The following is a 22401-nucleotide window of genomic DNA, read 5'->3' as shown; positions in this document are numbered from 1 at the left end:
GGGCAAATTCGCGCTTGCCAAAACCACTGGATTTTTATACAGTAGTGGCTATTGAAAAGCGTGCGGGTGCCCACACCTTGGTACCTCCAAGACTGAAAGAAAATTATGGACGACAAAAAAGTAGTACACAACGCCTCGGAAAAAGGCAAGGCACTGGCCGCCGCCCTCGCGCAAATCGAAAAGCAGTTCGGCAAGGGTTCGGTCATGCGCATGGATACCAACGCGCCTGTCGAGGAGGTGCAAACCGTCTCGACCGGTTCGCTGGGGCTGGACATCGCACTCGGCGTCGGCGGCTTGCCGCGCGGCCGTATCGTGGAAATCTACGGTCCGGAATCGTCGGGTAAAACCACGCTGACCCTGCAGACCATCGCGCAAATGCAAAAGCTGGGTGGCACCTGCGCGTTCATCGACGCCGAGCACGCGCTCGACGTGGGCTACGCACAGAAGCTGGGCATCAAGCTCGACGAGCTGCTGATCTCGCAGCCGGACACCGGCGAGCAGGCACTCGAGATCACCGACGCACTCGTGCGTTCGGGTTCGGTCGACCTCGTGGTCATCGACTCGGTGGCGGCACTGACCCCGCGCGCCGAAATCGAAGGCGACATGGGCGATTCGCTGCCTGGCCTGCAAGCCCGTCTGATGTCGCAGGCACTACGCAAGCTGACCGCCTCGATCAACCGTACGAACACCCTGGTGATCTTCATTAACCAGATCCGTATGAAAATCGGCGTGATGTTCGGCAGCCCGGAAACCACGACCGGCGGTAATGCGCTGAAGTTCTACGCCTCCGTGCGTCTGGACATCCGCCGTACCGGCTCGATCAAGTCTGGCGACGAGGTCATCGGTAACGAAACCAAGGTCAAGGTCGTCAAGAACAAGATCGCGCCACCGTTCAAGGAAGCCCACTTCGACATCCTGTACGGAGAAGGCACCTCGCGCGAAGGCGAAATCCTGGATCTGGGCGCCGATAACAAGGTCGTCGAGAAGTCGGGTTCCTGGTACAGCTACAACGGCGAGCGTATCGGTCAAGGCAAGGACAATGCCCGTCAGTTCCTGAAGGACCGTCCGGCACTGGCCCGCGAGATCGAGAACAAGGTTCGCAGCGCCCTGGGCGTGCGTGAACTGCCGCCGGTTGCTGCCGAAGCGGGTGCCCCTGCTGAAGAGAAGGCACCGAAGCTGAAGGCCGTGTCGGAGTAAATCGCTTGGAGCCTGTCATGGCTCCATCCGATCCGCTGTATCGCCATGCGCCAACCAGTATTGAGTCTTAAGGCCCGAGCCCTGCGCTTCCTCTCCATGCGGGAGCACAGCCGGCTCGAGCTCAAGCGCAAGCTGGCGCGCCATGCCGAGGAGGGCGACGATGTCGAAGCCCTCCTCGATTTCCTTGAAAAGAACAACTGGCTGTCGCAGGAGCGCTTTGCCGAATCGCTGATTCACCGCAAGGCCGCCCGCTTCGGCAACGCCCGGGTCGTGGCCGAATTGCAAAGCCATGGCGTCAACGGCGAGGCATTGGCCGAGCTCAAGTCCGGTCTGGCCGAGAGCGAAACCGCACGCGCGGTCGAGGTCTGGCGTCGCAAGTTCGGTACCGTCCCCAAGGACGCGGCCGAGCGTAGTAAACAAATGCGTTTCCTGATGGCGCGCGGTTTTTCCAGCAATGCCGTACGTGCGGCACTGAAGGGTGCGCCGGAAGAGGACGAGTTCTAGCGGCCGCCGCTTCCACGACGGCGGTTCCGCCACCGTGTCAACGCAGTACCCGCAGTTACCAATACCCATCTATGCCCAGGCGCCAGCGTGGAGCGCCATCCGGTGATATGCCCCCGCATATTCCTCAACCCGGATGACGCTGCACGCTGGCGCTTTTTGTGTTGAAATAATTGCCAATATGAAAACATTATTCGCGCTTGTTTTGATCCTGTCCTGTTCAGCCTGTACCGAGCAGCCCATCAATGCGCGAGGCGTCTACCGGTTCGACACGCCCGAAAGAACCATGATTCTCGACCTGCGCGCAAGTGGCGAGTACGTGCTCCAAATTGACGGTGTCGGTAGAAACACGGACGAGATTCGTGGCCGCTGGGACGCCGCCCGCGGCTCAGGCTCCCATATCGCTTTTTACGGGCTGGTTTGGCACGGCACGGAACCAGAGGCTGGACAGGGGATCTGGGCTGCGAGGGTGGCGCGCAATGCCGACATCTGCCTCGATGCCGAAGGCGTAAGCTGCTTTGCGAAAGACGATGGCGTCTGACGAACGTCGGGCTGATTACCACTGTCCCGACGCGCCGCCACCTCCCGACCTTCCGCCATTCCCGGGGCAGTCCGCCCCATCGGAGGACCTATCATCGCGCGCATCCGCGCTATCGAAGGTCACCGTGAACGTCATTGCGCTGTGCTGCCCGGTATCGGCTGGATCGCCCGATCCTCGCGTACAGAAATAGATCCAAAGCCAGGTCAGGAAAGGGTTTTTTGAGCTCGGCAAATGATACTTCCTGACGTTCTCCGCAATATGAAACCACCGTGCGCATAGCCAGGCGGCGATGGCAGCCGTGAAAACGAGTTTTCCATACACACCGAGCACAGGAGCCGCCGAGAACAGCAGGGCCACAACGGAAAAAAGACATAGCCCACCGATGCCCAGGCCCACGGTAAGCATGGCAAGGCCAGTCAACACGACGCCAGCGAACGCCAGCAAGGCTCTGGGCGAGGTCGCAGGGGATGGCCGGCTCGGCTCGGCGGGTAATTCCTGGACGACCGCAGTAGGGGGTGGCATCGGCGACAAGGTGCGCAGAATCGCCTCGACTCCAGATACGACACCCGTGTCGTATCTACCTTTTTCGAACGCTGGCGCGACAATGTCATGAATGATGCGCGAACATTGAGCATCAGTCAGTGTGCCCTCGAGACCGTACCCTACTTCGATACGCACCGCACGATCGGCCACGGCGACGACAAACAACACGCCGTCGTCCACGCCCGCCTGCCCAAGCTTCCATTTCTGGAACACCTCGACGGCATACTGGTCAATTGGCAGCGTCCCGCTTGTCTGCACCGTTAGTACGAACACCTGATGCCCCGTCGCGCGCTCGAACTCCCTCAGCGTGTGATCCAGGCTGGCTGCACTCGGCCCTAACACCTTTGCCGTATCTGTCACACGCGCTGGTGGAGCAGCGTATTGCTCGGATGCAGTGCAAAGGAGCGAGACGCCAGCAAGGAACGCGCCCAGCAGAAATCGTTTGGCTCCCATCCATATTGCAAACGTCAACAAACAAGAAATACCTGCGGCATACGCGCAGGCTGGTAGCAGCATCCCCATGACCGGGCTCCCGTCCATAGCCAGCGACCAGCATGCGTGGCGGAGAAAAGCCCACTGTTGACGAACGGCAAGTCAGAGCGATTGGTGCGAGATGTTCGGCATGCAGCCACGACATTTGTGGCGAAAAGACCAGCGAATAGATCGGCGCCATGATTCGGCCAGCCGCCATGTTGCGGTGCAACCTGCCCCCGCCTGTGCTAAACTTCCACGGTTCAAGCAGCGCCGCATGAGCGGTTGTTGCCGCAGAAGCTGCGGTAACGTGCTATCCAGGCACACCGGCTGCCCCACTGATTGCCGCTTCGTCGGCACGTTTTTATGCCTTTGTCTCCTCCCTCCCCGCGCTCGCTCCGGCACACGCGCGCCATTACCGTCGAAGCGTACGCGCGCGACGATGGCTTGTGGGATCTCGATGCGCGCATCCGCGACATCAAGGCACGCGACATCGAACTGGCCTCCGGCATGCGTCCGGCGGGCACGGCCGTGCACGACCTCAGCCTGCGCGTGACCATCAACCGCGATCTCGAGATCGTCGACGCCGAAGCCGCGTCCGACGCGGTACCGTATCCTGGTTACTGCAACGTGATCGGCCCTGCCTACAAGAAGCTGATCGGGCTGTCGCTGGTCAAGCACTTCCGGCTGCACCTGAAAGACCGCCTGTCGGGCGTGCTCGGCTGCACCCACCTCACCGAACTGGCGCAGGTTTTGCCCACCGCGGCAATCCAGGCCTTCGCCGATGACGAGTTCGAGACACGCAGCGCCGCCAACGAGAGCGAAGCTGCGCGTCCGTACGAGATCGACCGCTGCCACGCGCTGCGTGCCGACGGCCCCGCTGTGGCAAAGTATTATCCGCGCTGGGTAATCAAGGCCGTACAGGGTTAACATTAGATGTCGAAGTTGTTCAATTAACCTATCCAAATCAGTAACAGAAGAAGGGAAGCCAGCATGAAAATCCATGAGTATCAGGGCAAAGAAATCCTCCGAAAGTTCGGGGTGACGGTTCCGCGCGGCATTCCGTGCATGTCGGTCGACGAGGCCGTCAAGGCAGCCCAAGAGCTGGGCGGTCCGGTCTGGGTGGTCAAGGCCCAGATCCATGCTGGCGGCCGTGGTAAAGGCGGCGGCGTGAAAGTTGCCAAGTCGCTGGAGCAGGTCAAGGAATACGCGGAACAGATCATGGGCATGCAGCTCATTACGCACCAGACCGGTCCTGAAGGACAGAAGGTGCGCCGCCTGCTGATCGAAGAAGGCGCCGACATCAAGAAGGAACTGTACGTGTCGATGGTCACCGACCGCGTCACGCAGAAGGTCGTCCTGATGGCCTCGTCGGAAGGCGGCATGGACATCGAAGAAGTCGCGCACAGCAACCCGGAAAAAATCCACTCGATCGCGATCGATCCGGCCGTCGGCCTGACCGATGCCGAAGCGGACGACATCTCGACCAAGATCGGCATTCCTGCCGAATCGCTGGCCGAAGCACGCCAGAACCTGAAGGGCCTGTACCAGGCTTACTGGGAAACCGATTCGTCGCTGGCCGAAATCAACCCGCTGATCCTGACCGGCAACGGCAAGGTCATCGCCCTCGACGCGAAGTTCAACTTCGACGCCAACGCCCTGTTCCGCCAGCCGGACATCATGGCCTACCGCGACCTGGACGAAGAAGATCCAGCCGAAGTCGAAGCATCGAAATTCGACCTGGCCTACATCTCGCTCGACGGTAACATCGGCTGCCTGGTGAACGGCGCCGGCCTGGCGATGGCCACCATGGACACCATCAAGCTGTTCGGCGGCGAGCCGGCCAACTTCCTGGACGTGGGCGGCGGTGCGACGGCTGAGAAAGTCACCGAAGCATTCAAGATCATGCTGAAGAACCCTGGTCTGAAAGCCATCCTGGTCAACATTTTCGGCGGCATCATGCGTTGCGACGTCATCGCCGAAGGCGTGATTACCGCATCGAAGGCCGTGTCGCTGAAAGTGCCGCTGGTCGTGCGCATGAAGGGCACCAACGAAGACCTGGGCAAGAAGATGCTGGCCGACTCCGGTCTGCCGATCATCGCTGCCGATACGATGGAAGATGCAGCCAAGGCCGTGGTCGCCGCTGCAGCTGGTAACGCCTAATTCGAAGGAATAAAGAAATGTCGATCCTGATCAACAAAGACACAAAAGTCATCACCCAGGGTATCACCGGCAAGACCGGTCAGTTCCATACCCGTATGTGCCGCGACTACGCGAACGGCAAGGCCGCTTTCGTTGCTGGCGTGAACCCGAAGAAAGCCGGCGAAGACTTCGAAGGCATCCCGATCTACGCCAATGTGTCGGAAGCCAAAGCCGCCACCGGCGCGACCGTCTCGGTCATCTACGTGCCGCCGGCAGGTGCCGCCGCCGCCATCTGGGAAGCTGTCGAAGCCGACCTGGACCTGGCGATCTGCATCACCGAAGGCATCCCGGTCCGTGACATGATGGCCCTGAAGGACCGCATGGCCAAGGCCGGCTCGAAGACCCTGCTGCTGGGCCCGAACTGCCCAGGCCTGATCACCCCGGACGAAATCAAGATCGGCATCATGCCGGGTCACATCCACCGCAAGGGCCGTATCGGCGTCGTCTCGCGCTCGGGCACCCTGACCTATGAAGCAGTCGGCCAGCTGACCGCACTGGGCCTGGGCCAATCGTCGGCAGTCGGCATCGGCGGCGACCCGATCAACGGCCTGAAGCACATCGACATCATGAAGATGTTCAACGACGATCCTGATACCGACGCGGTCATCATGATCGGCGAAATCGGCGGTCCGGACGAAGCCAATGCCGCGCACTGGGTCAAGGACAACATGAAGAAGCCGGTCGTCGGCTTCATCGCCGGTGTCACCGCGCCTCCGGGCAAGCGCATGGGCCACGCCGGCGCGCTGATCTCGGGCGGTGCCGATACGGCGCAGGCCAAGCTGGACATCATGGAAGAGTGCGGCATCAAAGCCACCAAGAACCCGTCGGAAATGGCACGCCTGCTGAAGGCCATGCTGTAATACCGGACAGTTCTGTTCGTAGCGAAAAGGGAAGCCTGTGGGCTTCCCTTTTTATTTGCTGGCGCATTTTGTCACCTGAGGCGTTGATCAGCGTCAGACTTTTGGCAAAAACTGTTCATGTAACGACAAAAATTGTCAGCAGGACACAACGTATGGACAAGTTTTGTCAGCTTTATTGCCGAAAATATATTGAAAATGCGCAATAACGGGCTGGCACGGCGCTTGCAATAGATGAGTCGTGGCACCAAACAAACGCAGCACTACCCAACCTTACCAGGAGATGCACCATGAAACTCGTTAAGAAAGCCCAAGCCGGCTTCACCCTGATTGAATTGATGATCGTTGTCGCGATCATCGGTATCCTGGCCGCTGTCGCCATTCCGCAGTACTCGAACTACGTGTCGCGCAGCAAGGCTTCGGGCGCCGCCGCCGAACTCGACTCGCTGAAGACCGCGCTTGCTGAATGCTACCAGACGAGCGGTTCGTTCACTGGTTGCAACGAACCAGGCACGAACGGCATCCCACAAGTCAAGATTAGCAAGTTCATTACCAGTGTCCCAGCAATCGATGGCGGCGTGATCAGCAATGTCGAAACCGCTGCAACGACCAACGACGGCGATCCTCTGGTGTTCACCTCCATCCGCCCGTCGACCGCAGCTGGTCAAGCCAACATGATCTGGAGGGCAGAAGGCTCCATCTGCGACTCCGTGCGTGGCCTGAAGGACGGTCAAGGCGGCTGCGGTAACGTGCTGGAATAATCGCTGAGCCGGTCGCGATGTACATCGCGATTACCTGAACCATCATCATCCGGCGCAGCCCATGACAGGACTGCGCCGTTTTCTTTTATGAAGATCAACGCCCTCAAACCCATCTTGAAACTGCGCGCCTACGCTTGCGGTATCCATTTGGCGATCTCCCTGCTGATCGCAATCGCTCTGATTTTCTTCCTGAATACGATCTGGTATCCAGAAGGCCTGCTGGATGCCTTCGGCGGCCAGGAAATCTTCTTCCTGATGATAGGGATCGATGTGGTGCTGGGCCCCCTGTGCACCTTCATTGTCTTCAATCCCGCCAAAAAATCCCTGAAATTCGACCTGCTCGTCATTTCGCTGTGCCAGATTTCTGCCCTGGGCTACGGCGTGAGTACCTTGTACGAAGCCAGGCCTGCCTATATTGCAGCGCTCGGCAGCGAGTTCCAGGTAGTCCAGGCATCGGAAGTCACGGACGGTAACCTCGACAAGGCGCACGCCACGCTGCCGGTGTGGGGCCCTGAACTGGTTGGCGTGCGCGCCCCGCGCGACAAATACGAAATCAACCAGGCCAAAGCAATGGCCTCGTTCGGTGGCGGAGCCGGGCATTTGCCCCAGCTTCACATACCCTACCGTGACAGCGCTGCGCTCCTCCTGAAAAACGCCACGCCCGCCGTCGATCTCATCCGGAAAAATCCGGCGATCGCAAACGAACTGACAAGCTGGTTGGCCTCGCACGACTTACAGGCCGAGCACGCCAAATGCCAGCCGGTCAAGATCGGCTCCTTGAAGTACACGGCCGTGATCGATGCCCAGTCGGCGAAATTCATCGGCATCGCCCCGGTCGTGTTCTCGTAGTCCGGCAGCTCCCACGGCTGGGCGTCCAGTACGGATACCCAGCCGTCATTTACCGGATGCCGTTTCTACAAAGCGCCAATTGCTGGTGAATGGCAAGCGTATGACCAGCGTGCTGCGCCGGACAGGTCCAGAAAGCGCGCATGCGCTCATCCACAAACGTTTCATTTTTTAAGGTGCCGGCGATGAAGTCCAGGCTGAACCATGCAACAGGATTCACACTCATCGAACTCATGATCGTCGTCGCGATCATCGGTATTCTCTCCGCTGTCGCAATTCCGCAGTACTCGCACTATATTTCGCGCAGCAAAGCTGCCGGCGCAGCGGCCGAACTCGATTCCCTCAAGACGGCAATTGCCGAGTGCTATCAGGCGAGCGGTAGCTTCACCGACTGCAGGATCGGCGCCGCAGGCATTCCAGGCATCGCTGCAAGCAGTTTCATTACCGAAGTACCGACGGTCGTCAACGGCGTGATTACCGGCGCGACTACCTCTGCGACAACGGTCGAAGGCGTCAACCTGGTGTTCGCGACGATTTCCCCGGCCATCGGGGACGGCAGGGCCGACATGCGCTGGACGGCCGCAGGGACGATCTGCAACGCCATCCGCGGCCTGAAACCGGGCCAGGGCGGCTGCCCCTGATCGGCAGGCATCCACGGGCCGGCGAGCTATCCCGCCGGTTTTAAAAAAAAGCGCATTCCCGCCGATGCCGGTGGGCCCCTCCGCCCCAGGCGCGCGCAACGCGGCCGGCGACACTTCCTCCTCCTCTCCAACGATGCGCTAGCTCTTCCCCAGAGCCTCATGCGCAACCCCCGGTGCAGCTGCATCGCAGCCTGCGCCCGACAGCTTCCTTGCGCCCGGTTTCCACGGGCGTAGTACGGGGTTGCGTCCTCGTCAATGCCGCTCCTGCGCGCACGCTTCGACTAACGCAAAGTCTTCGCGGTACGCGCCTCCATACTCAGCGCGTGCACGCTTCTCGCCTGACGATCTGCGGCAATGACGATGTATCGGTCAATTTTCCCTATGCAACTTCGGCCTTGAGGCAGATTTTCCATGGCGGAGCCGTTCACGCAAGGCGCGGCCTGCTTCCGGTTCGCGACCATTCAACCTGATCTGGAGAATCCATGAAATCGATGAAGATTGGTAAACATGCAGAAGCCGGCTTCACCCTGCTCGAACTGATGATCGTTGTCGCGATCATCGGCATCCTGGCCACCATCGCCATGCCCGCCTACCAGGACTACATGGCACGCTCGAAGTTCGGTGCCGCCCTGGCCGAGCTCTCGGCTGGCAAGGTCGGGTTCAATACCCGCATCAACGATGGCGAAGAAGTGACCGGACCGCAGGATGCGGGTCTCCCGGCGCCCGATAAATCGACCGCGAACTGCACCTTCGGCGCCAGCGCCACCACGCTCACCTGCACCATTGTCGCCGGGCCCACCACCGTCAAGAACCAGGTCATTACCCTGACCCGTGACGCCGACACGGGCGCCTGGAGCTGCAAGGCCGATACCGTGCCGCAGAAGCTGATCGGCCCGAAAGGCATTTGCGAAGGCAGGGCCTGACCACCTTCGAGCGCGCCACCTGCGCCGGGAGGCAGCGCGCATGAAAAAAGCCCGCTGCAGGAGCGGGCTGTGCGATACAGGCAAGCGCCGGATCAGCGTTTCAGATAGCCGTCGAGCCAGTCGATCACGGTATGGTGCCACAGCACCGAATTCGCCGGCTTCAACACCCAGTGGTTCTCATCCGGGAACACCAGCAGCTTGCTGTCGATGCCACGCCGCTGCAGCGCGGTGAAGGTCGACAGGGCCTGCGCGGTCGGGATGCGGAAGTCGAGGTCGCCCTGGACGACGAGCATCGGCGTTTTCCACTTGTTCACGTGGTGGACCGGGTTGAAGCGTTCGTGCTGGTCCGGCACCGCGAAATACGGACCGCCGTTTTCCCAGTCGGTGAACCACTGCTCTTCGGTCGAATAGGCCATCCCGCGTGCGTCGAACACGCCATCGTGGTTGACGATGCACTTGAAGCCGTCCGGCCAGTTACCCTCGATCCAGTTCATCATGTAGCCGCCGTACGAGGCGCCCAGGGCGCAGCTGCGCTCGCGGTCCAGCCACGGGAACTTCTGCACCGCGGCGGCCAGGCCTTTTTGCAGGTCTTCGAGCGGCTTGCCGCCCCAATCGCCGCTGATCGCGTCCGTGAACTTCTGGCCGTAGCCCGTGGAACCGTGGAAGTCGATGAAGACGGTGGCATAGCCGGCGCCGGCGTACACCTGCGGGTTCCAGCGGTAGCTCCAGGCATTGCCAAAGCTGCCCTGCGGGCCGCCGTGCACCAGGAAGGCAATCGGGTACTTCGCGCCCGGCTGCGCATTCCAGGGTTTCATCACGTAGCCGTGGACCGTGTCGCCGTTGGCGCCGGCAAAGCTGAACTGCTCGAATTCGCCGAAGCGCACGTCCGCCAGCGCCTGCTGGTTGTTGCTGGTCAGGCGAGCAGGCTTGCCCCCCTTCAGGCGGGTGCTGTAGAGCTGGGCCGGGGAATCGAGCGTCGCGTGGGTGTAGGCGATCGTATCGCGGCGCATGTCGAAACCGCCGATCGAACCCTTGTCGGTCAGGGCACTGACCTTGCCGCTGGCAAGGTCGATCGCGAACAGGCGGTGCTGGCCGACGTCTTCGGCATCGACCACGACAGTCTTGCCGTCCGCGCTCCAGAGCAGGCTGCCGGCGGAGCGGTCCCAGTTTTCAGCCAGGTGGCGCTTCTTGCCAGTCGCGACATCCATCAGCACGATGTGGAAACGGTCGGCTTCGAAGCCGGGGCGCGACATCGCCAGGTAGGCGAGGGTGCGCCCATCCGGCGAAAACACGCCTTTGGTATCCCAGGCGTTATTGTCACTCGTTAAGTTGCGCGGCGCGCCACCGCCAGCGGCCGGCACGCTGAACAGGTCGAAGTTGGTCGACCAGGCCTCGGTCTTGCCGGCGATGCGCGCCGAGAACACCAGGGTCTTGCCGTCCGGGCTGAACCGGTATTCCTCGCGGTCGCCAAACGGTTTCGAAGGCACGTCGGCGTCGAGCGCGCCGGAGAGGCTGACCGGGGTGCCGCTCACGCGGCCATTCGCGTCCAGCGGCGCCGAGAACAGCACGGCATTGCGGCCATCGGCCCAGGTGTCCCAGTGACGCACGAACAGGCGGTCATAGACGCGGCCGCTCGCCTTGTTCTTCGCCTGCTCGTCGAGACGGTTCTTCGTGCAGGACAGGTCGGCGCAGTCGCGGAACACGGCCAGCGAGAAGGCGATCCGGTCGCCCTGCGGCGAGACGCGGAAGTTGTCGACGTCGAGCGGCAGATTCGTCACCTGGACCGGCTCGCCGCCAGCGACGCTCTGGCGCCACACCTGGGCGCTGCCCGAGCGGGTCGACAGGAAATACACGGCGTCACCCTTGGGCGACCATTCCGGATCCGTGCTGCTGCTGTCGTGATTGACGAGGGCGCCTGGCGCCGCCTTGCCGTCCAGGCCGGCAATCCACAGGCTGGTGTGGCCGCGGTTCTTGTCCATGTCGGTCCGGCGTACGGTATAGACGACGCGGCTGGCGTCGGGCGACACCGCCGGGCTGCCGACGCGTTCCAGCGTGACCAGATCTTCCACCGTCAAGCCGCGCGGCGGCCACGGCGCTGGACGCGGCCACGGCGGCACCCAGCATTAGCAAACGTAATTTCATTCCATCCTCTCGAAACGTGTCCGGTATTGGTCTCCCGCCGTACAGCCGGGCAGGGAAGCCAGCAATTTAACACGTGGCAAGACGCGGCAGGCATTGCCGGCGCTACCGCGGGGAGGCGCCTGGCCTGTCCCGGGTTAGCCCGCGTCCTTGCCGCCGAGGGCGCGCAGGTTGGTGACCAGCACGGCCAGCGCGAAGAGGATGAAGGCCACGCCGCCATAGGTGCCGAAATTCAGGGTATCGTCCCGGCCCATGCCGTCGAACAGCAACATGCCGCCCATGACGGCAAAGAACATGGGGCCGAGAAGCATCGCTTTGCGCGAGGTCTTCATGACTTTGCTGCCGCGCAGGCTCAGCGCATGCATGTCCGCTGCCAAAGCTTCATGTTCTCCTCGGCAGGTCAGGCTATGGCCGAGGTCAGCCGAGCAGTCGGGGCAGACGCCCCTGCAGCATACGCGGCAGATACCGTGCGCGCTGCTGTGTGGATGCTTGAAACAGTTCATTTAGTAGCGGATAAAAGTGGGAAAGCGGCGTGGCGCGGTATGCGCGCAGTTCAATCGCCGTCGAAGTCGAGGTCGCCGAGGTCGGAACCGATGTCGATCAGGTCCTCCATCAATTCGCCTGGTGAACCGGCATGGTTTCGCGTACGCCCTGCACGGATGAGGACATAGCCAGCAAGCCCCAGCAGCAGGCTGCCCCAATACCACGGCAGGCCGAACAGGCGATAGTCGAAGAGTGCGACGACAAGCGCAGCGCCGATGAACAGGCTGCCGACCAGCGTTCGGGCGTTCATGTGCCTTGCGCCGGCAGCGGCCGTGGAACCGGCGCCACCTCGTGATTCAGAAAACGCGTCCTGCTTGCGCTGCGCGCTGCTCCGCGAGCTCGACACTGATGCGGGCATTCTTGCGCACGCTGCTCGCCCAGCGCAGCAGGAACCAGGCGACTGCCAGGCTCAGCAACCCGGACATCAGGGCGCTCGCGCCCGCCCAGACAGTGGTACCGGCCTGCAGGCGTTCGAAGGCAAGCACCAGTGTATGGCAACCATCGATGCCGACCAGCAGCGTTAGCAGACAGGAAAAGACAACCGGGACGTAATGCAGCAGTTTCACCGCGACTCCTTCATCAACATGTATAGACTTGCAATTACTTGCAAAATAGCATGTTCATCGGGACGTCGTCGACAATTGATTGCTTGCCGGCGCAAGGCGAGGATCCGGGCGACCGGGCGCAAAAGCATCGTCACGCAGCCGTTCAGGTGCAGGGAATGACTTTCGCCGTCGGCACCGTACTCAAGGGCTTGAAGCCTGCGGCGGCGGCCGTCTTTTCCTCGTTTGCCTCGATCTCGAAAATGCCGATCTTGCCGTCAGGGCTGCCGCATACCGCCGAGGTGGCGACGCCATCCGTGCCACACGCGGCAGCGCGCGGCTGGACATTGGCCGACGTAAGCTGCGCCTGCAGTGCGGCCAGCGTCATGCCACCACCGCTGCATTGCAGCGAACCCATCGATTTAAACACCTGGATAGTGGAATCGTCGTCTCCGCCGCCGCAAGCGGTCAGCGATGCCAGCACAGCCAATGTCAGAACAAATCTACACATACGGGTCCCATGATGGATGCGACGGCGGTATTGACGTCGCGGCCAAAAGTATGGGTTAGAGGCAATTAATTATCAATTCGAAAATTGTCACCGTGTGTAGCGGTTTGTCGGCAAGCGTGGAAGGGGGGCTACACCACCGCCGTCCAGTCCCCGCTCTTGCCCCCGTGCTTTTCCAGCACCCGCACATTCGTCATCACCATCCCCCGGTCCGCCGCCTTGCACATGTCGTAAATCGTCAGCAGCCCCACCTGCACGGCGGTCAGGGCCTCCATCTCGACCCCGGTCTTGCCGACCGTCTCGACCTGGGCGCGGCAGTGCACGCTGCTGGCGCTTTCGTCGACTTCGAAATCGACGGCGACACGGGTGATTGCCAGCGGGTGGCACAGGGGCACCAGGTCGCTGGTGCGTTTCGCGCCCATGATGGCGGCGATGCGGGCGATGCCGAGCACGTCGCCCTTTTTGGCATTACCCGACTGGATCAACCCGAGCGTTTCCGGCTGCATGCGGATGGTGCCGGCGGCAACCGCGATGCGGTGGGTCTCGTTCTTGGCGCCGACGTCGACCATGTGGGCCTGGCCACTGGTGTCGAAGTGGGTCAGCGGGGAAGAGGGAGAGTCGCTCATGGTCTTGTCGGTATGCCTGGGTAAGAAAGTGTTTCGGGGCGCGTGAAGGCGCCGGCGGATGGGGTTATCATAGCATCGTGAAACCGATGACCTCCCCCGCATTGCCATCCGTATCGTCCCGTTGGCGCGTCCCGCTGGCCGTCCTGCTCGTGTCGGCCGCGGTCGGGCTCAATCCTGCGTCGGCACGTGCCCAGGCGCTGAATAACGTGCCGAATTCCGCCAGGCTGCCCACGCTGGGCGATACCGCGCGCGAAGACCTGTCCCCGATCGTCGAGCGTAAACTCGGCGAAGAGATCATGCGCGAGATCCGGCGCGACCGCGACTACCTCGACGACGACGGCATTGCCGAATACCTGAACAATTTCGGCGGCGCCCTGGTCGACGCGGTGCCCGGCACGCGCGGCGAGACCAACGCCGATTTCGAGTTCTTCACCGTGCGCGACGGCGCCATCAACGCGTTTGCGCTGCCCGGCGGTTTCATCGGCGTGCACTCCGGGCTGTTGCTGGCGGCGCAGAGCGAGTCGGAACTGGCCTCGGTGATCTCGCACGAGATCGGCCACGTCTCGCAGCGCCATATCGCACGGATGCTCGGCCAGCAGCGCCAGGACGTGCTGCTGCCGCTGGCCACGCTGATCCTGGCGGCGCTGGCCTCGAAGGCCAGTCCCGACGCGGCGATGGGCGTGCTGATGGGCGGGCAGGGCCTGGCCGTGCAGCGCCAGCTGAACTTCAGCCGGGATGCGGAGCGCGAGGCCGACCGGGTCGGCTTCCAGATCATGGGCGCCGGCGGCTACGACACCTCGGGCATGGTCGCCTTCTTCAAGCGCCTGCAAAGCGCGAATAAAGTGTATGGCGAAATCCCGGCTTTCCTGAGCAGCCACCCGCTGACGAGCGAGCGCATCGTCGACATCCAGTCGCGCATTCGCGAAACGCCGTATCGCCAGCGTATCGACACCATTGAATTCCACCTGGCCAAGGCACGTGCGCGCGTGCTGCAGGATCTCGGCACCGTCGCCCGCCGCGAAACGCGCGCCGCCTTCGAGGCGCAACTGGTGCAGCAGCATCGCCAGCAGCAGGTGGCGGCGCAGTACGGCCTGTCCTTCCTGGCGCTGAAGGAGGGCGACCTGGCCGGCGCCCGCAGCTGGTTTGACAAGGCACGTGCCGCCATGCAGCCCAAGCCGGGGGTGTTCTCGAATACGCCTGCGAGCAATGGCGGCGCCATGTTCGCCATGCTCGACCTCGACATCAAGCTGGCGCCGGGCCAGCCGAAGGAGGTCGCGCAGCAGGCCCTGAAGGATGCGGAAAACGCCACGCACGCCTACCCGCTGTCGCGCGCGCTGGCACGCCAGTATGCCGACGCGATGATCAATGCCGGCAAGCTCGACGAGGCCACGCGCTACCTGCGCGACCAGGTGCAGCTGTACCGCGAGGAGCCAAAGCTGTACGAGCTGCTGGCCAAGGCGTATTCGGGGCAGGGCAGGATCGCCCTGCAGCACATGGCGCTGGCAGAATCGTATGTGCTGGCCGGGGCTCTGCCGGCCGCCGTCGACCAGCTCAATTTCGCGCGCAAGGCGAAGGATGTGTCGTTCTACGACCAGTCCGTGATCGACGCGCGCGAGCGTGCCATCAAGGCGCGCCAGAAAGAGGAAAAGGAAGCCGACAAGGAGAAGTAAGCGCATGCGTCCCTTGATGGTGCCAGTGAAACAGCGGCTGCAGTTTGCCGGCGTGACGGTGGAATACATCGTGGCCGGCAAGGGTGCTCCTGGCATCGTGCTGGTGGCAGGAGCGGGCGGCCCGGTCGAAAGCTGGTACAAGGTGTTTGGAGAACTGGCGGAGGCGCATACCGTTTTCGCCTACAACCGCGCGGGCATCGGCGAGTCCAGTAAGCCGGACGCGCCGCAAACGGCCGCCGCCATGGTGCGCACCCTGCGCGCCTTTTTGCTGGCCGCCGGGGTGCCCCGACCCTGGGTGCTGGTCGGCCACTCGCTCGGTGGCCTGGTCGTCAACCTGTTCGCACGCTCCCATCCGGACGAGGTCGGCGCTGTCGTGCTGGTCGAGGCCACCGCGCCCGAGGACGTGCGCATTCTCCCCCGCCACGACCATGCATTGCAGCGCTGGCTGAAACGCCTGGTCACGCGCCTTTCGCCGCCTCATCCCCTCGGGCCGAGACCGAGCAGCTCGACGCCAGCCTGGCCGAGCTCGATGCCGCGCCGCCTTTTCCGCCGCTACCTTTGTATGTCATCAGCGGCGCGCGTCCCGCGCTGGCCTGGGCCACGCCGGGGGCGCAGCTGCGCGCACGGCAAGCCCATCAACGCGAACTGGTGAAGTTGTCGCCGCTGGGCAAACAGGTGGTGGCCGAGCGCAGCGGGCACTTCCCGCAATTTACCGAACCCGAGCTGGTGCGGCGCACGATCGAGGCGGCCGCCCGCGACGCGGCCAGCTTTGGCGCAGGCTGATCAGCCCGCAGGCGAGGCGGGCGGCCTTGGCAGCGGATCGAAGCCGAAATGCTGCGCCAGCGAGGCGCGGGCGATGCGTTCGACCGGCACCCGGGCACCACGCCAGCGCAGCACCAGCGTGCCTGCGCCGCCGCCCAGCCAGGCCAGCAAGGCCTCGTCGCCAGCCGGCTGGCCATCCAGTTCCAGGTCCTCGAACAATTGCGCCACGTCGCGGTCGTCGAGCTGGGCGACGATGTCTCCCGCCTGCACGATCGCTTCGCCGTTCTCCAGGAGATACAGGCGCTCGATGGTTTCCAGCGCGGCGCCGGTCTGCAGCACCAGACCCTGGGCCGGATCGGTGCGGGCGATATAGGGCGTGCTTTCCAGGTTGACGTAGACGCGTTGCGGGCCGTTCTGGAAATACCAGCGGCCGGCCTCGTCATGGCCGTAGTTGCGGTTGATGAAGCCGACCAGCGTGGGGTTGTTCAGCCGGTCGCCGGGCGCGTTCGCGGCTTGCGCCGCTTCGTCGCGCATGCGCCAGTTACCACGCGCATCGAGTGCCAGCCAACCATAACAGTTGGGCACGTTCGGCCACTTGGCCATTGCCTGTTTTACGATGTCATCCATGGGTGCCAGCTTCGCATAGTTCGGATGTCGTTGGCGCACCGGTTCGCGCGCCTGGAACGCCATCGAAGAAGGACAGGATGCGTGCCGGCAGCCAGGCATTGTTGCCCGGGAAGGCCCCGGCCGGGAAGCCGACGTGGCCGCCTTCTTCCGGGTACTCGAGCGTCACGGCCTTCGACGCGCTGGCGGGCAGGTGGGCGCCCGGCAGGAAGGGATCGTTGCGGGCATTCAGTACCGGGGTCGGCACGCGGATGTCGTGCAGCACGTGGCGGGCGCTGGCGCGGTGCCAGTAATCGTCGGTGTCGCGGTAGCCGTGCAGCGGGGCGGTGACGACATTATCGAACGCGTAGAGGTCGCGCGCGGCGAGCAGCGCCTGGCGGTCGAACAGGCCGGGAAACTGCTCCAGCTTGGCCAGGCATTTCGGCTTCAGCGTTTGCAGGAACATGCGGGTATAAAGCATGTTGAAGCCCGAGGACAGGGCTTCGCCGCCGCGCGTCAGGTCGAGCGGGGCGGAGATCGCGGCGGCGGCCGTCACGAAACCGGCGGCCGTGCCCGACTCGCCCAGCCAGCGCAGCAGCGCATTACCCCCGAGCGAGACGCCGGCCGCGTACAAGGGGCCGGGAGCGCGTGCGCGCAGGCGCGCCATGATCCAGTCGATTTCGAGCGCGTCGCCCGAATGGTAGAAGCGCGCCGTGCGGTTCGGTTCGCCCGAGCAGCCGCGGAAATGCGGCACGGCGCCCGACCAGCCGCGTGCCGCCAGCGCCGCCATCAGGCCACGGGCGTAATGGCTGTTCGACGAACCTTCCAGCCCGTGGAACAGGACCACCAGGGGTTTGCCGGGCTGGCCGTCGACGAAATCGACGTCGACGAAGTCCTCGCCCAGCACCGGATCGTGCACGCTCCAGCGCTCGCGCCGGTAGCTGACTGGCGGCTTGGCCAGCAGGGTGGCGGGAACGATGGTTTGCAGGTGGCCGCCGGGCAGCCACGCTGGCGCGCGGTAGGTCATGGTCTGGAGCGGCGTTGTCGCCGCGGTCAATGGGCGACGCTTAGTGGTGCTTGAACGCGACGCCAGGCGCCAGGCGGTAGTGGGTGCCGCAGTAGGGGCACTTGGCGGTGCCTTCATGGTCGAAATCCAGGAAGACGCGCGGGTGCGACGACCACAGTGGCATGGACGGGTTCGGGCAGTGCGCCGGCAAATCCTTGGCCTCGAGTTCCACCACAGGCATGGTCTTGTTGTTCATTGAAATTCTCCGTCGAGCGAAAGGTGGCAAAGACAGGATTTTAACGGATTCGCGCGGCGGTTCGGAATGATCGGTAGAATGGCGAGTTCACCGCCGTGTTGGCTTGCGGCAACGTAGGGAGGGCGCCCCGTGCCCACGCGGTGATGGTGATCGTCAACGATGGCATGCACGATGATCCGGCTGCGAACACCGCGTGGGCACAGGGCGCCCACCCTACATTTGCTACTCTTCTTCGCTACTTCTCCATGCTCTTCCGCTGTTCTTGCCCCGTCGTTTTTGTCGTTCCCGTCTGTTGCAGGAGCGCGACATGAACGCGCCGGACACTAAGCAAACCTCCACCGATATGACTGAACGCCATGACCCCGTGCTGTGGCGCGAAGGGCTGACAACCGGCTTGCCGACCCTGTTCGGCATCGGCGCCTGGGGCATGGTGGTCGGCATCGCCATGGTCAAAACCGGGCTGACCGCGCTGCAGGCCTGCGGCATGACCTTGCTGGTGTATGCAGGTTCGGCCCAGCTGGCAGCGCTGCCTTTGATCCTGGCGCATGCGCCGATCTGGGTCATCTTTGCCACCGGCCTGGTGGTGAACCTGCGCTTCGTGATCTTTTCCGCCCTGATGGGGCCGCACTTCGCGCACCTGAACTGGCGCCAGCGCCTGTTCTATGGCTATATCTCCGGCGACTTGACGGTGGCGCTGTTCCTGCAGCGTTTTCCGACTGCCGCGCGGCAGCCGGGCAAGCTGTCCTATCTGCAGGGCTTGATGTTCCCGAACTGGCTGGCCTGGCAGGGCGGCTCGATCATCGGCGTCTTTCTCGGCAGCGCGATTCCGACTTCCTGGGGCCTGGGTTTTGCCGGCACGCTGGCGATTCTCTGCATCACGGTGCCGCTGACGATCAACCGGGCGGCACTGTGTGGCGTGCTGGTGGCCGGCACGGTGGCGGTGGCCGCCTATGGCTTCCCTTATAAACTTGGCCTGCTGCTGGCTGTCGTGGTCGGCATGCTGGCCGCGATGGCAGCCGAGGCCCTCATCGAAAAACGAAAGGCGCGTCATGGCTGAATGGGAAATCTGGGCCGTCATCGTCGTGCTGGCGCTGTCGACCGTACTGACGCGCAGCAGTTTCTGGATGATCGGCCACCGCGTCACGATTCCGCCGCGCATCCAGGGCATGCTGCGCTACGCACCGGCCTGCGCACTCGCGGCGATCATCGGACCGGACCTGCTGCTGGACGCGGGCGGGAATGTGCACCTGGAGCTGGGGAACCCGAAGCTGCTGGCTGGCATCGCAGCGCTGGTGTTCTACTTGTGGCGACGGAACATGCTGCAAACCATCGTATTCGGGATGCTTGCCTTCACACTGTTGCGCATTTATCACGTTTTTGGCGCCGCTGCCTAAGGTAGAATAGCGTTTTTTCACTATTTCACTGTTGAGCCGACATGGACGCCGTTCTCAGTTTCACCCGCCTGCAGGACCTGATCGATCGTGATGCATTGAAAAACAAGCGCGTTTTCATTCGCGCCGACCTGAATGTGCCGCAGGATGATGCCGGCAACATTACCGAAGACACCCGTATCCGCGCCTCGGTTCCCGCGATCCAGGCTGCCCTCAAGGCCGGCGCCGCCGTGATGGTGACCTCGCACCTGGGACGTCCGACCGAAGGCGAGTTCAAGCCGGAAGACACGCTGGCGCCAGTCGCCGCGCGCCTGTCCGAGCTGCTCGGCCAACCGGTCGAACTGAAGCAGAACTGGATTGACGGCGTCGATGTGGCCCCAGGCCAGGTCGTGCTGCTGGAAAACTGCCGCGTCAACAAGGGCGAAAAGAAGAATGCCGACGAGCTGGCCCAGAAGATGGCCAAGCTCTGCGACGTCTATGTCAACGACGCCTTCGGCACCGCCCACCGCGCCGAAGCGACCACCCATGGCATCGCAAAATTTGCACCGGTCGTCGCGGCAGGTCCGCTGCTGGCTGCCGAACTCGACGCACTGGGCAAGGCCCTGGGCCAGCCGGCGCGTCCGCTGCTGGCGATTGTCGCCGGCTCGAAAGTCTCGAGCAAGCTGTCCATCCTGCAAAGCCTGGCCGGCAAGGTCGATAATTTGATCGTCGGCGGCGGCATTGCCAACACCTTCATGAAGGCCGTCGGCCTGAACATCGGCAAGTCGCTGGTCGAAAACGACCTGGTGAATGAGGCCAGGCAGATCATCGACATGATGAGCGCGCGCGGCGCCTCGGTGCCGATCCCCGTCGACGTCGTCTGCGCCAGGGAATTTTCGCCAACGGCCGCCGCCACCGTGAAGGATGTCGCCGATGTGGGCGACGACGACATGATCCTGGACATTGGTCCGAAGACGGCCGCCATGCTGGCCGAGCAGGTGAGTCAAGCCGGCACCATCGTCTGGAACGGCCCGGTCGGCGTGTTCGAATTCGACCAGTTCGCAGAAGGCACCAGGACCCTGGCCATGGCGATCGCCAAGTCGAACGGTTTCTCGATCGCCGGCGGCGGCGACACCCTGGCCGCGATTGCGAAATACAACATCGGCGACCAGATCGGCTATATCTCCACCGGCGGTGGCGCCTTCCTCGAGTTCCTCGAAGGAAAGACCCTGCCGGCAGTCGACATCCTGCTTCAGCGTAAGGCCCAGTAAGCAGTGCCAGCGCAGCCCCAAGGCTGCGCTTCTCATTTCAGAATCAAGGATTCCAACATGCGCCCTCTGTACAACGCCACCAAGATCGTTGCCACCATCGGCCCGGCATCGACCGATTTCGATATCCTCGTGCGGATGATCCGTGCCGGCGTCGACGTCGTGCGCCTGAATTTCTCGCACGGCCGGGCCCAGGACCACATCGACCGCGCCGCGCTGGTACGCCGCGCCGCCGCCGAATGCGGGACCGAGGTCGCGATCATGGCCGACATGCAGGGACCGAAGATCCGCGTTGGTAAATTCGAAGACGGCAAGATCTTCCTGAACAATGGCGACAAGTTCATCCTCGACGCCAAATGGGGCGAAAACGGCGAGCTGGGCAACCAGGAACGCGTCGGTCTCGACTATAAAGCCCTGCCGCGCGACGTGCGTCCCGGCGACCGGCTGCTGCTCAACGACGGCCTGATCGTGCTGGTCGTCGACAAGGTCGTCGGCCACGAGATCTGCACCACGGTGAAAGTGGGCGGCGAACTGTCGAACAACAAGGGCATCAACCGCCAAGGCGGGGGACTCACCGCGCCGGCGCTGACCGCCAAGGACATGGAAGACATCAAGACCGCGATGAGCTTCCAGGCCGACTATCTGGCGATCTCGTTCCCGAAAAGCGCGACCGACATGGAAATGGCGCGCCAGCTGGCGAACATCGCCGGCGAGCCCTACGGCCACAAGCCGATGATGATCGCCAAGATCGAGCGTGCCGAAGCCATCCCCGTGCTGCAGGAAATTCTCGATGCGTCCGACGGCATCATGGTCGCGCGTGGCGACCTGGCGGTGGAAGTGGGTAACGCCGCCGTGCCGGCCCTGCAAAAGCGCATGATCCGCATGGCACGCGCGTCGAACAAGCTGGCCATTACCGCGACGCAGATGATGGAGTCGATGATCGTCAACGCCGTCCCGACCCGCGCCGAAGTGTCGGACGTGGCCAATGCCGTGCTGGACGGCACCGACGCCGTCATGACCTCGGCCGAGACCGCATCGGGCAAGTATCCGATCGAGACCGTCGAAATGATGGCCGCGATCTGCCTGGAGGCGGAACAATCCGAATACAACAAGCTCGACGCGGACTTCCTGAACGTGGAATTCACCCGCATCGACCAGTCGATTGCCTACGGCACCCTGTTCACGGCGCACCACCTGGCCGTAAAAGCCATCGTCGCGCTGACCGAGTCGGGCTCGACGGCACTGTGGATGAGCCGACATAACATCGACACCCCGATTTTCGCCCTGACCCCGTCACAAACGACGCAGCGCAAGGCCTCCCTGTACCGCAACGTGCGAGCATTCCACCTGCTGCAGGAAGGCGGCAGCCACGCCGTGCTGCGCAAGGCGGAAGAACTATTGATCAAGGAAGGCATGGTCAGCCCGGGCGACACCATCGTCGTCACCTGGGGCTCGCCAATGGGCGAGGCCGGCGGCACCAATGCACTGAAAATCGTGCGCGTCGGCGAGACCTACAAGGATTAAAAGCGGCTTCGCGTTGTCGAAGTCCGGGCAGGAGAGACAGAAACCGTAGCGAGCGGCGGCAATTCGCGGTGAGAAGCACAGCTGTGCGCATGTACAGCGAG

General features: G+C 63.0%; 28 protein-coding genes. 17 read left to right on the top strand and 11 right to left on the bottom strand.

From position 1 onward, the window contains the following. Positions 1–105: 105 nt before the first annotated feature. The 3 genes from recA (at position 106) to G4G31_RS01620 (ending at position 2239) form a co-directional block, all read left to right on the top strand. A complete protein-coding gene (recA, locus tag G4G31_RS01630; protein WP_182990019.1) occupies positions 106–1197 on the top strand; it encodes a recombinase RecA in 1092 nt (363 codons plus the stop codon). A gap of 45 nt (positions 1198–1242) precedes the next feature. Then, the gene (gene recX / locus G4G31_RS01625; RefSeq protein WP_182990018.1) at positions 1243–1701 is read left to right on the top strand and encodes a recombination regulator RecX; all 459 of its coding nucleotides are present in this window, start codon (positions 1243–1245) and stop codon (positions 1699–1701) included. 133 nt (positions 1702–1834) lie between these two features. Then, a complete protein-coding gene (locus G4G31_RS01620) occupies positions 1835–2239 on the top strand; it encodes a hypothetical protein (protein ID WP_182990017.1) in 405 nt (134 codons plus the stop codon). A gap of 15 nt (positions 2240–2254) precedes the next feature. Here the strand turns inward: G4G31_RS01620 and G4G31_RS01615 are convergent, their stop codons facing one another. Then, complete coding sequence (locus tag G4G31_RS01615) at positions 2255–3304, bottom strand: YgcG family protein (protein WP_182990016.1); 1050 nt, start codon at positions 3302–3304, stop codon at positions 2255–2257. Between the two features lie 315 nt (positions 3305–3619). Here G4G31_RS01615 and G4G31_RS01610 point away from each other — a divergent pair, with 315 nt between their 5' ends. The 5 genes from G4G31_RS01610 to G4G31_RS01590 all read left to right on the top strand — a co-directional run bounded on the left by G4G31_RS01610 (position 3620) and on the right by G4G31_RS01590 (position 7922). Next, a complete protein-coding gene (locus tag G4G31_RS01610) occupies positions 3620–4183 on the top strand; it encodes a DUF2889 domain-containing protein (protein ID WP_182990015.1) in 564 nt (187 codons plus the stop codon). A 63-nt stretch (positions 4184–4246) separates the two neighbouring features. After that, complete coding sequence (gene sucC, locus G4G31_RS01605) at positions 4247–5416, top strand: ADP-forming succinate--CoA ligase subunit beta (RefSeq protein WP_182990014.1); 1170 nt, start codon at positions 4247–4249, stop codon at positions 5414–5416. Between the two features lie 17 nt (positions 5417–5433). Then, positions 5434–6315, top strand: coding sequence for a succinate--CoA ligase subunit alpha (sucD, locus tag G4G31_RS01600; RefSeq protein WP_182990013.1), 882 nt, complete (start codon positions 5434–5436; stop codon positions 6313–6315). Between the two features lie 287 nt (positions 6316–6602). Continuing rightward, positions 6603–7073 carry a prepilin-type N-terminal cleavage/methylation domain-containing protein gene (locus G4G31_RS27830; protein WP_182990012.1) on the top strand — a complete coding sequence of 157 codons (471 nt, stop codon included), beginning with the start codon at positions 6603–6605 and terminating at the stop codon, positions 7071–7073. Positions 7074–7160: 87 nt separating this feature from the next. After that, positions 7161–7922, top strand: coding sequence for a hypothetical protein (locus G4G31_RS01590; protein ID WP_182990011.1), 762 nt, complete (start codon positions 7161–7163; stop codon positions 7920–7922). Positions 7923–7971: 49 nt separating this feature from the next. Here G4G31_RS01590 and G4G31_RS24895 read toward each other — a convergent pair whose 3' ends face one another. Next, positions 7972–8172, bottom strand: a complete 201-nt coding sequence (locus G4G31_RS24895) for a hypothetical protein (RefSeq protein ID WP_182991922.1) — start codon at positions 8170–8172, stop codon at positions 7972–7974. Here G4G31_RS24895 and G4G31_RS01580 point away from each other — a divergent pair. Both G4G31_RS01580 and G4G31_RS01575 read left to right on the top strand, forming a co-directional pair. Beyond that, positions 8153–8560: a pilin gene (locus tag G4G31_RS01580; protein WP_275944531.1), complete on the top strand. Its 408-nt coding sequence runs from the start codon at positions 8153–8155 to the stop codon at positions 8558–8560. The two genes, G4G31_RS24895 and G4G31_RS01580, sit on opposite strands and share 20 nt — an antisense overlap. 482 nt (positions 8561–9042) lie before the next feature. Further along, positions 9043–9483, top strand: coding sequence for a pilin (locus G4G31_RS01575; protein ID WP_202033699.1), 441 nt, complete (start codon positions 9043–9045; stop codon positions 9481–9483). A 92-nt stretch (positions 9484–9575) separates the two neighbouring features. Here the strand turns inward: G4G31_RS01575 and G4G31_RS01570 are convergent, their stop codons facing one another. From G4G31_RS01570 to moaC, 6 genes are all read right to left on the bottom strand, one after another. Next, a complete protein-coding gene (locus G4G31_RS01570; RefSeq protein ID WP_308622184.1) occupies positions 9576–11552 on the bottom strand; it encodes a S9 family peptidase in 1977 nt (658 codons plus the stop codon). A gap of 207 nt (positions 11553–11759) precedes the next feature. After that, on the bottom strand, positions 11760–11987 hold the full coding sequence (locus G4G31_RS01565) for a hypothetical protein (protein ID WP_182990009.1): 228 nt from the start codon (positions 11985–11987) through the stop codon (positions 11760–11762). A 188-nt stretch (positions 11988–12175) separates the two neighbouring features. Next, positions 12176–12415 (bottom strand): hypothetical protein, encoded by a 240-nt coding sequence (locus G4G31_RS01560; protein WP_182990008.1) that lies wholly within the window; start codon positions 12413–12415, stop codon positions 12176–12178. A 46-nt stretch (positions 12416–12461) separates the two neighbouring features. Beyond that, positions 12462–12731 carry a hypothetical protein gene (locus G4G31_RS01555; RefSeq protein ID WP_182990007.1) on the bottom strand — a complete coding sequence of 90 codons (270 nt, stop codon included), beginning with the start codon at positions 12729–12731 and terminating at the stop codon, positions 12462–12464. Positions 12732–12873: 142 nt separating this feature from the next. Further along, positions 12874–13191 (bottom strand): hypothetical protein, encoded by a 318-nt coding sequence (locus G4G31_RS01550; RefSeq protein WP_182990006.1) that lies wholly within the window; start codon positions 13189–13191, stop codon positions 12874–12876. A gap of 155 nt (positions 13192–13346) precedes the next feature. Beyond that, positions 13347–13841, bottom strand: coding sequence for a cyclic pyranopterin monophosphate synthase MoaC (gene moaC / locus G4G31_RS01545; RefSeq protein ID WP_182990005.1), 495 nt, complete (start codon positions 13839–13841; stop codon positions 13347–13349). Between the two features lie 86 nt (positions 13842–13927). Between moaC and G4G31_RS01540 the strand changes: the two genes are divergently transcribed. From G4G31_RS01540 to G4G31_RS27325, 3 genes are read left to right on the top strand one after another with little or no spacing between them, the layout of a single operon-like run. Then, positions 13928–15511 carry a M48 family metalloprotease gene (locus G4G31_RS01540; RefSeq protein WP_182991639.1) on the top strand — a complete coding sequence of 528 codons (1584 nt, stop codon included), beginning with the start codon at positions 13928–13930 and terminating at the stop codon, positions 15509–15511. Positions 15512–15515: 4 nt separating this feature from the next. Continuing rightward, positions 15516–16163: an alpha/beta fold hydrolase gene (locus G4G31_RS01535; protein WP_182990004.1), complete on the top strand. Its 648-nt coding sequence runs from the start codon at positions 15516–15518 to the stop codon at positions 16161–16163. Next, positions 16160–16294 (top strand): hypothetical protein, encoded by a 135-nt coding sequence (locus tag G4G31_RS27325; RefSeq protein WP_267873642.1) that lies wholly within the window; start codon positions 16160–16162, stop codon positions 16292–16294. Before G4G31_RS01535 ends, G4G31_RS27325 begins: the two co-directional genes overlap by 4 nt. Here G4G31_RS27325 and G4G31_RS01530 read toward each other — a convergent pair whose 3' ends face one another. From G4G31_RS01530 to G4G31_RS01520, 3 genes are read right to left on the bottom strand one after another with little or no spacing between them, the layout of a single operon-like run. Then, positions 16295–16900, bottom strand: coding sequence for a DUF2946 family protein (locus G4G31_RS01530; protein ID WP_182990003.1), 606 nt, complete (start codon positions 16898–16900; stop codon positions 16295–16297). Then, a complete protein-coding gene (locus G4G31_RS01525; protein ID WP_182990002.1) occupies positions 16893–17903 on the bottom strand; it encodes a YheT family hydrolase in 1011 nt (336 codons plus the stop codon). Before G4G31_RS01525 ends, G4G31_RS01530 begins: the two co-directional genes overlap by 8 nt. 40 nt (positions 17904–17943) lie before the next feature. Continuing rightward, positions 17944–18138, bottom strand: a complete 195-nt coding sequence (locus G4G31_RS01520; RefSeq protein ID WP_182990001.1) for a zinc-finger domain-containing protein — start codon at positions 18136–18138, stop codon at positions 17944–17946. Between the two features lie 343 nt (positions 18139–18481). Here G4G31_RS01520 and G4G31_RS01515 point away from each other — a divergent pair, with 343 nt between their 5' ends. The 4 genes from G4G31_RS01515 (at position 18482) to pyk (ending at position 22300) form a co-directional block, all read left to right on the top strand. Continuing rightward, a complete protein-coding gene (locus G4G31_RS01515; RefSeq protein ID WP_229425272.1) occupies positions 18482–19195 on the top strand; it encodes an AzlC family ABC transporter permease in 714 nt (237 codons plus the stop codon). Then, positions 19188–19532, top strand: coding sequence for an AzlD domain-containing protein (locus G4G31_RS01510; protein WP_182989999.1), 345 nt, complete (start codon positions 19188–19190; stop codon positions 19530–19532). The genes G4G31_RS01515 and G4G31_RS01510 overlap by 8 nt, the downstream gene beginning before the upstream one ends. Positions 19533–19573: 41 nt before the next feature. Then, positions 19574–20779: a phosphoglycerate kinase gene (locus G4G31_RS01505; protein ID WP_229425271.1), complete on the top strand. Its 1206-nt coding sequence runs from the start codon at positions 19574–19576 to the stop codon at positions 20777–20779. A 66-nt stretch (positions 20780–20845) separates the two neighbouring features. Beyond that, positions 20846–22300, top strand: coding sequence for a pyruvate kinase (gene pyk, locus G4G31_RS01500; RefSeq protein ID WP_182991637.1), 1455 nt, complete (start codon positions 20846–20848; stop codon positions 22298–22300). Positions 22301–22401: the final 101 nt, after the last annotated feature.

The organism is Massilia sp. Se16.2.3, from assembly GCF_014171595.1.
Lineage (GTDB): Bacteria > Pseudomonadota > Gammaproteobacteria > Burkholderiales > Burkholderiaceae_D > Telluria.
This window is presented reverse-complemented; position numbering and strand designations above follow the sequence as displayed.

Excerpts from the sequence above, each read along its gene's own strand:
- G4G31_RS01610 (WP_182990015.1), top strand. The coding sequence starts at position 3,620 with ATGCCTTTGTCTCCTCCCTCCCCGCGCTCGCTCCGGCACACGCGCGCC.
- G4G31_RS01530 (WP_182990003.1), bottom strand. The coding sequence starts at position 16,900 with ATGGATGACATCGTAAAACAGGCAATGGCCAAGTGGCCGAACGTGCCC.
- G4G31_RS01620 (WP_182990017.1), top strand. The coding sequence starts at position 1,835 with ATGACGCTGCACGCTGGCGCTTTTTGTGTTGAAATAATTGCCAATATG.
- recA (WP_182990019.1), top strand. The coding sequence starts at position 106 with ATGGACGACAAAAAAGTAGTACACAACGCCTCGGAAAAAGGCAAGGCA.
- G4G31_RS01535 (WP_182990004.1), top strand. The coding sequence starts at position 15,516 with ATGCGTCCCTTGATGGTGCCAGTGAAACAGCGGCTGCAGTTTGCCGGC.
- G4G31_RS01540 (WP_182991639.1), top strand. The coding sequence starts at position 13,928 with ATGACCTCCCCCGCATTGCCATCCGTATCGTCCCGTTGGCGCGTCCCG.
- G4G31_RS24895 (WP_182991922.1), bottom strand. The coding sequence starts at position 8,172 with ATGATCGCGACGACGATCATGAGTTCGATGAGTGTGAATCCTGTTGCA.
- sucD (WP_182990013.1), top strand. The coding sequence starts at position 5,434 with ATGTCGATCCTGATCAACAAAGACACAAAAGTCATCACCCAGGGTATC.
- G4G31_RS01505 (WP_229425271.1), top strand. The coding sequence starts at position 19,574 with ATGGACGCCGTTCTCAGTTTCACCCGCCTGCAGGACCTGATCGATCGT.
- G4G31_RS01520 (WP_182990001.1), bottom strand. The coding sequence starts at position 18,138 with ATGAACAACAAGACCATGCCTGTGGTGGAACTCGAGGCCAAGGATTTG.
- G4G31_RS01575 (WP_202033699.1), top strand. The coding sequence starts at position 9,043 with ATGAAATCGATGAAGATTGGTAAACATGCAGAAGCCGGCTTCACCCTG.
- G4G31_RS01525 (WP_182990002.1), bottom strand. The coding sequence starts at position 17,903 with ATGACCTACCGCGCGCCAGCGTGGCTGCCCGGCGGCCACCTGCAAACC.
- G4G31_RS01560 (WP_182990008.1), bottom strand. The coding sequence starts at position 12,415 with ATGAACGCCCGAACGCTGGTCGGCAGCCTGTTCATCGGCGCTGCGCTT.
- G4G31_RS01510 (WP_182989999.1), top strand. The coding sequence starts at position 19,188 with ATGGCTGAATGGGAAATCTGGGCCGTCATCGTCGTGCTGGCGCTGTCG.
- G4G31_RS27830 (WP_182990012.1), top strand. The coding sequence starts at position 6,603 with ATGAAACTCGTTAAGAAAGCCCAAGCCGGCTTCACCCTGATTGAATTG.
- G4G31_RS01590 (WP_182990011.1), top strand. The coding sequence starts at position 7,161 with ATGAAGATCAACGCCCTCAAACCCATCTTGAAACTGCGCGCCTACGCT.
- G4G31_RS01565 (WP_182990009.1), bottom strand. The coding sequence starts at position 11,987 with ATGCATGCGCTGAGCCTGCGCGGCAGCAAAGTCATGAAGACCTCGCGC.
- moaC (WP_182990005.1), bottom strand. The coding sequence starts at position 13,841 with ATGAGCGACTCTCCCTCTTCCCCGCTGACCCACTTCGACACCAGTGGC.
- sucC (WP_182990014.1), top strand. The coding sequence starts at position 4,247 with ATGAAAATCCATGAGTATCAGGGCAAAGAAATCCTCCGAAAGTTCGGG.
- G4G31_RS01580 (WP_275944531.1), top strand. The coding sequence starts at position 8,153 with ATGATCGTCGTCGCGATCATCGGTATTCTCTCCGCTGTCGCAATTCCG.
- recX (WP_182990018.1), top strand. The coding sequence starts at position 1,243 with ATGCGCCAACCAGTATTGAGTCTTAAGGCCCGAGCCCTGCGCTTCCTC.
- G4G31_RS01515 (WP_229425272.1), top strand. The coding sequence starts at position 18,482 with ATGACTGAACGCCATGACCCCGTGCTGTGGCGCGAAGGGCTGACAACC.
- G4G31_RS01615 (WP_182990016.1), bottom strand. The coding sequence starts at position 3,304 with ATGGGGATGCTGCTACCAGCCTGCGCGTATGCCGCAGGTATTTCTTGT.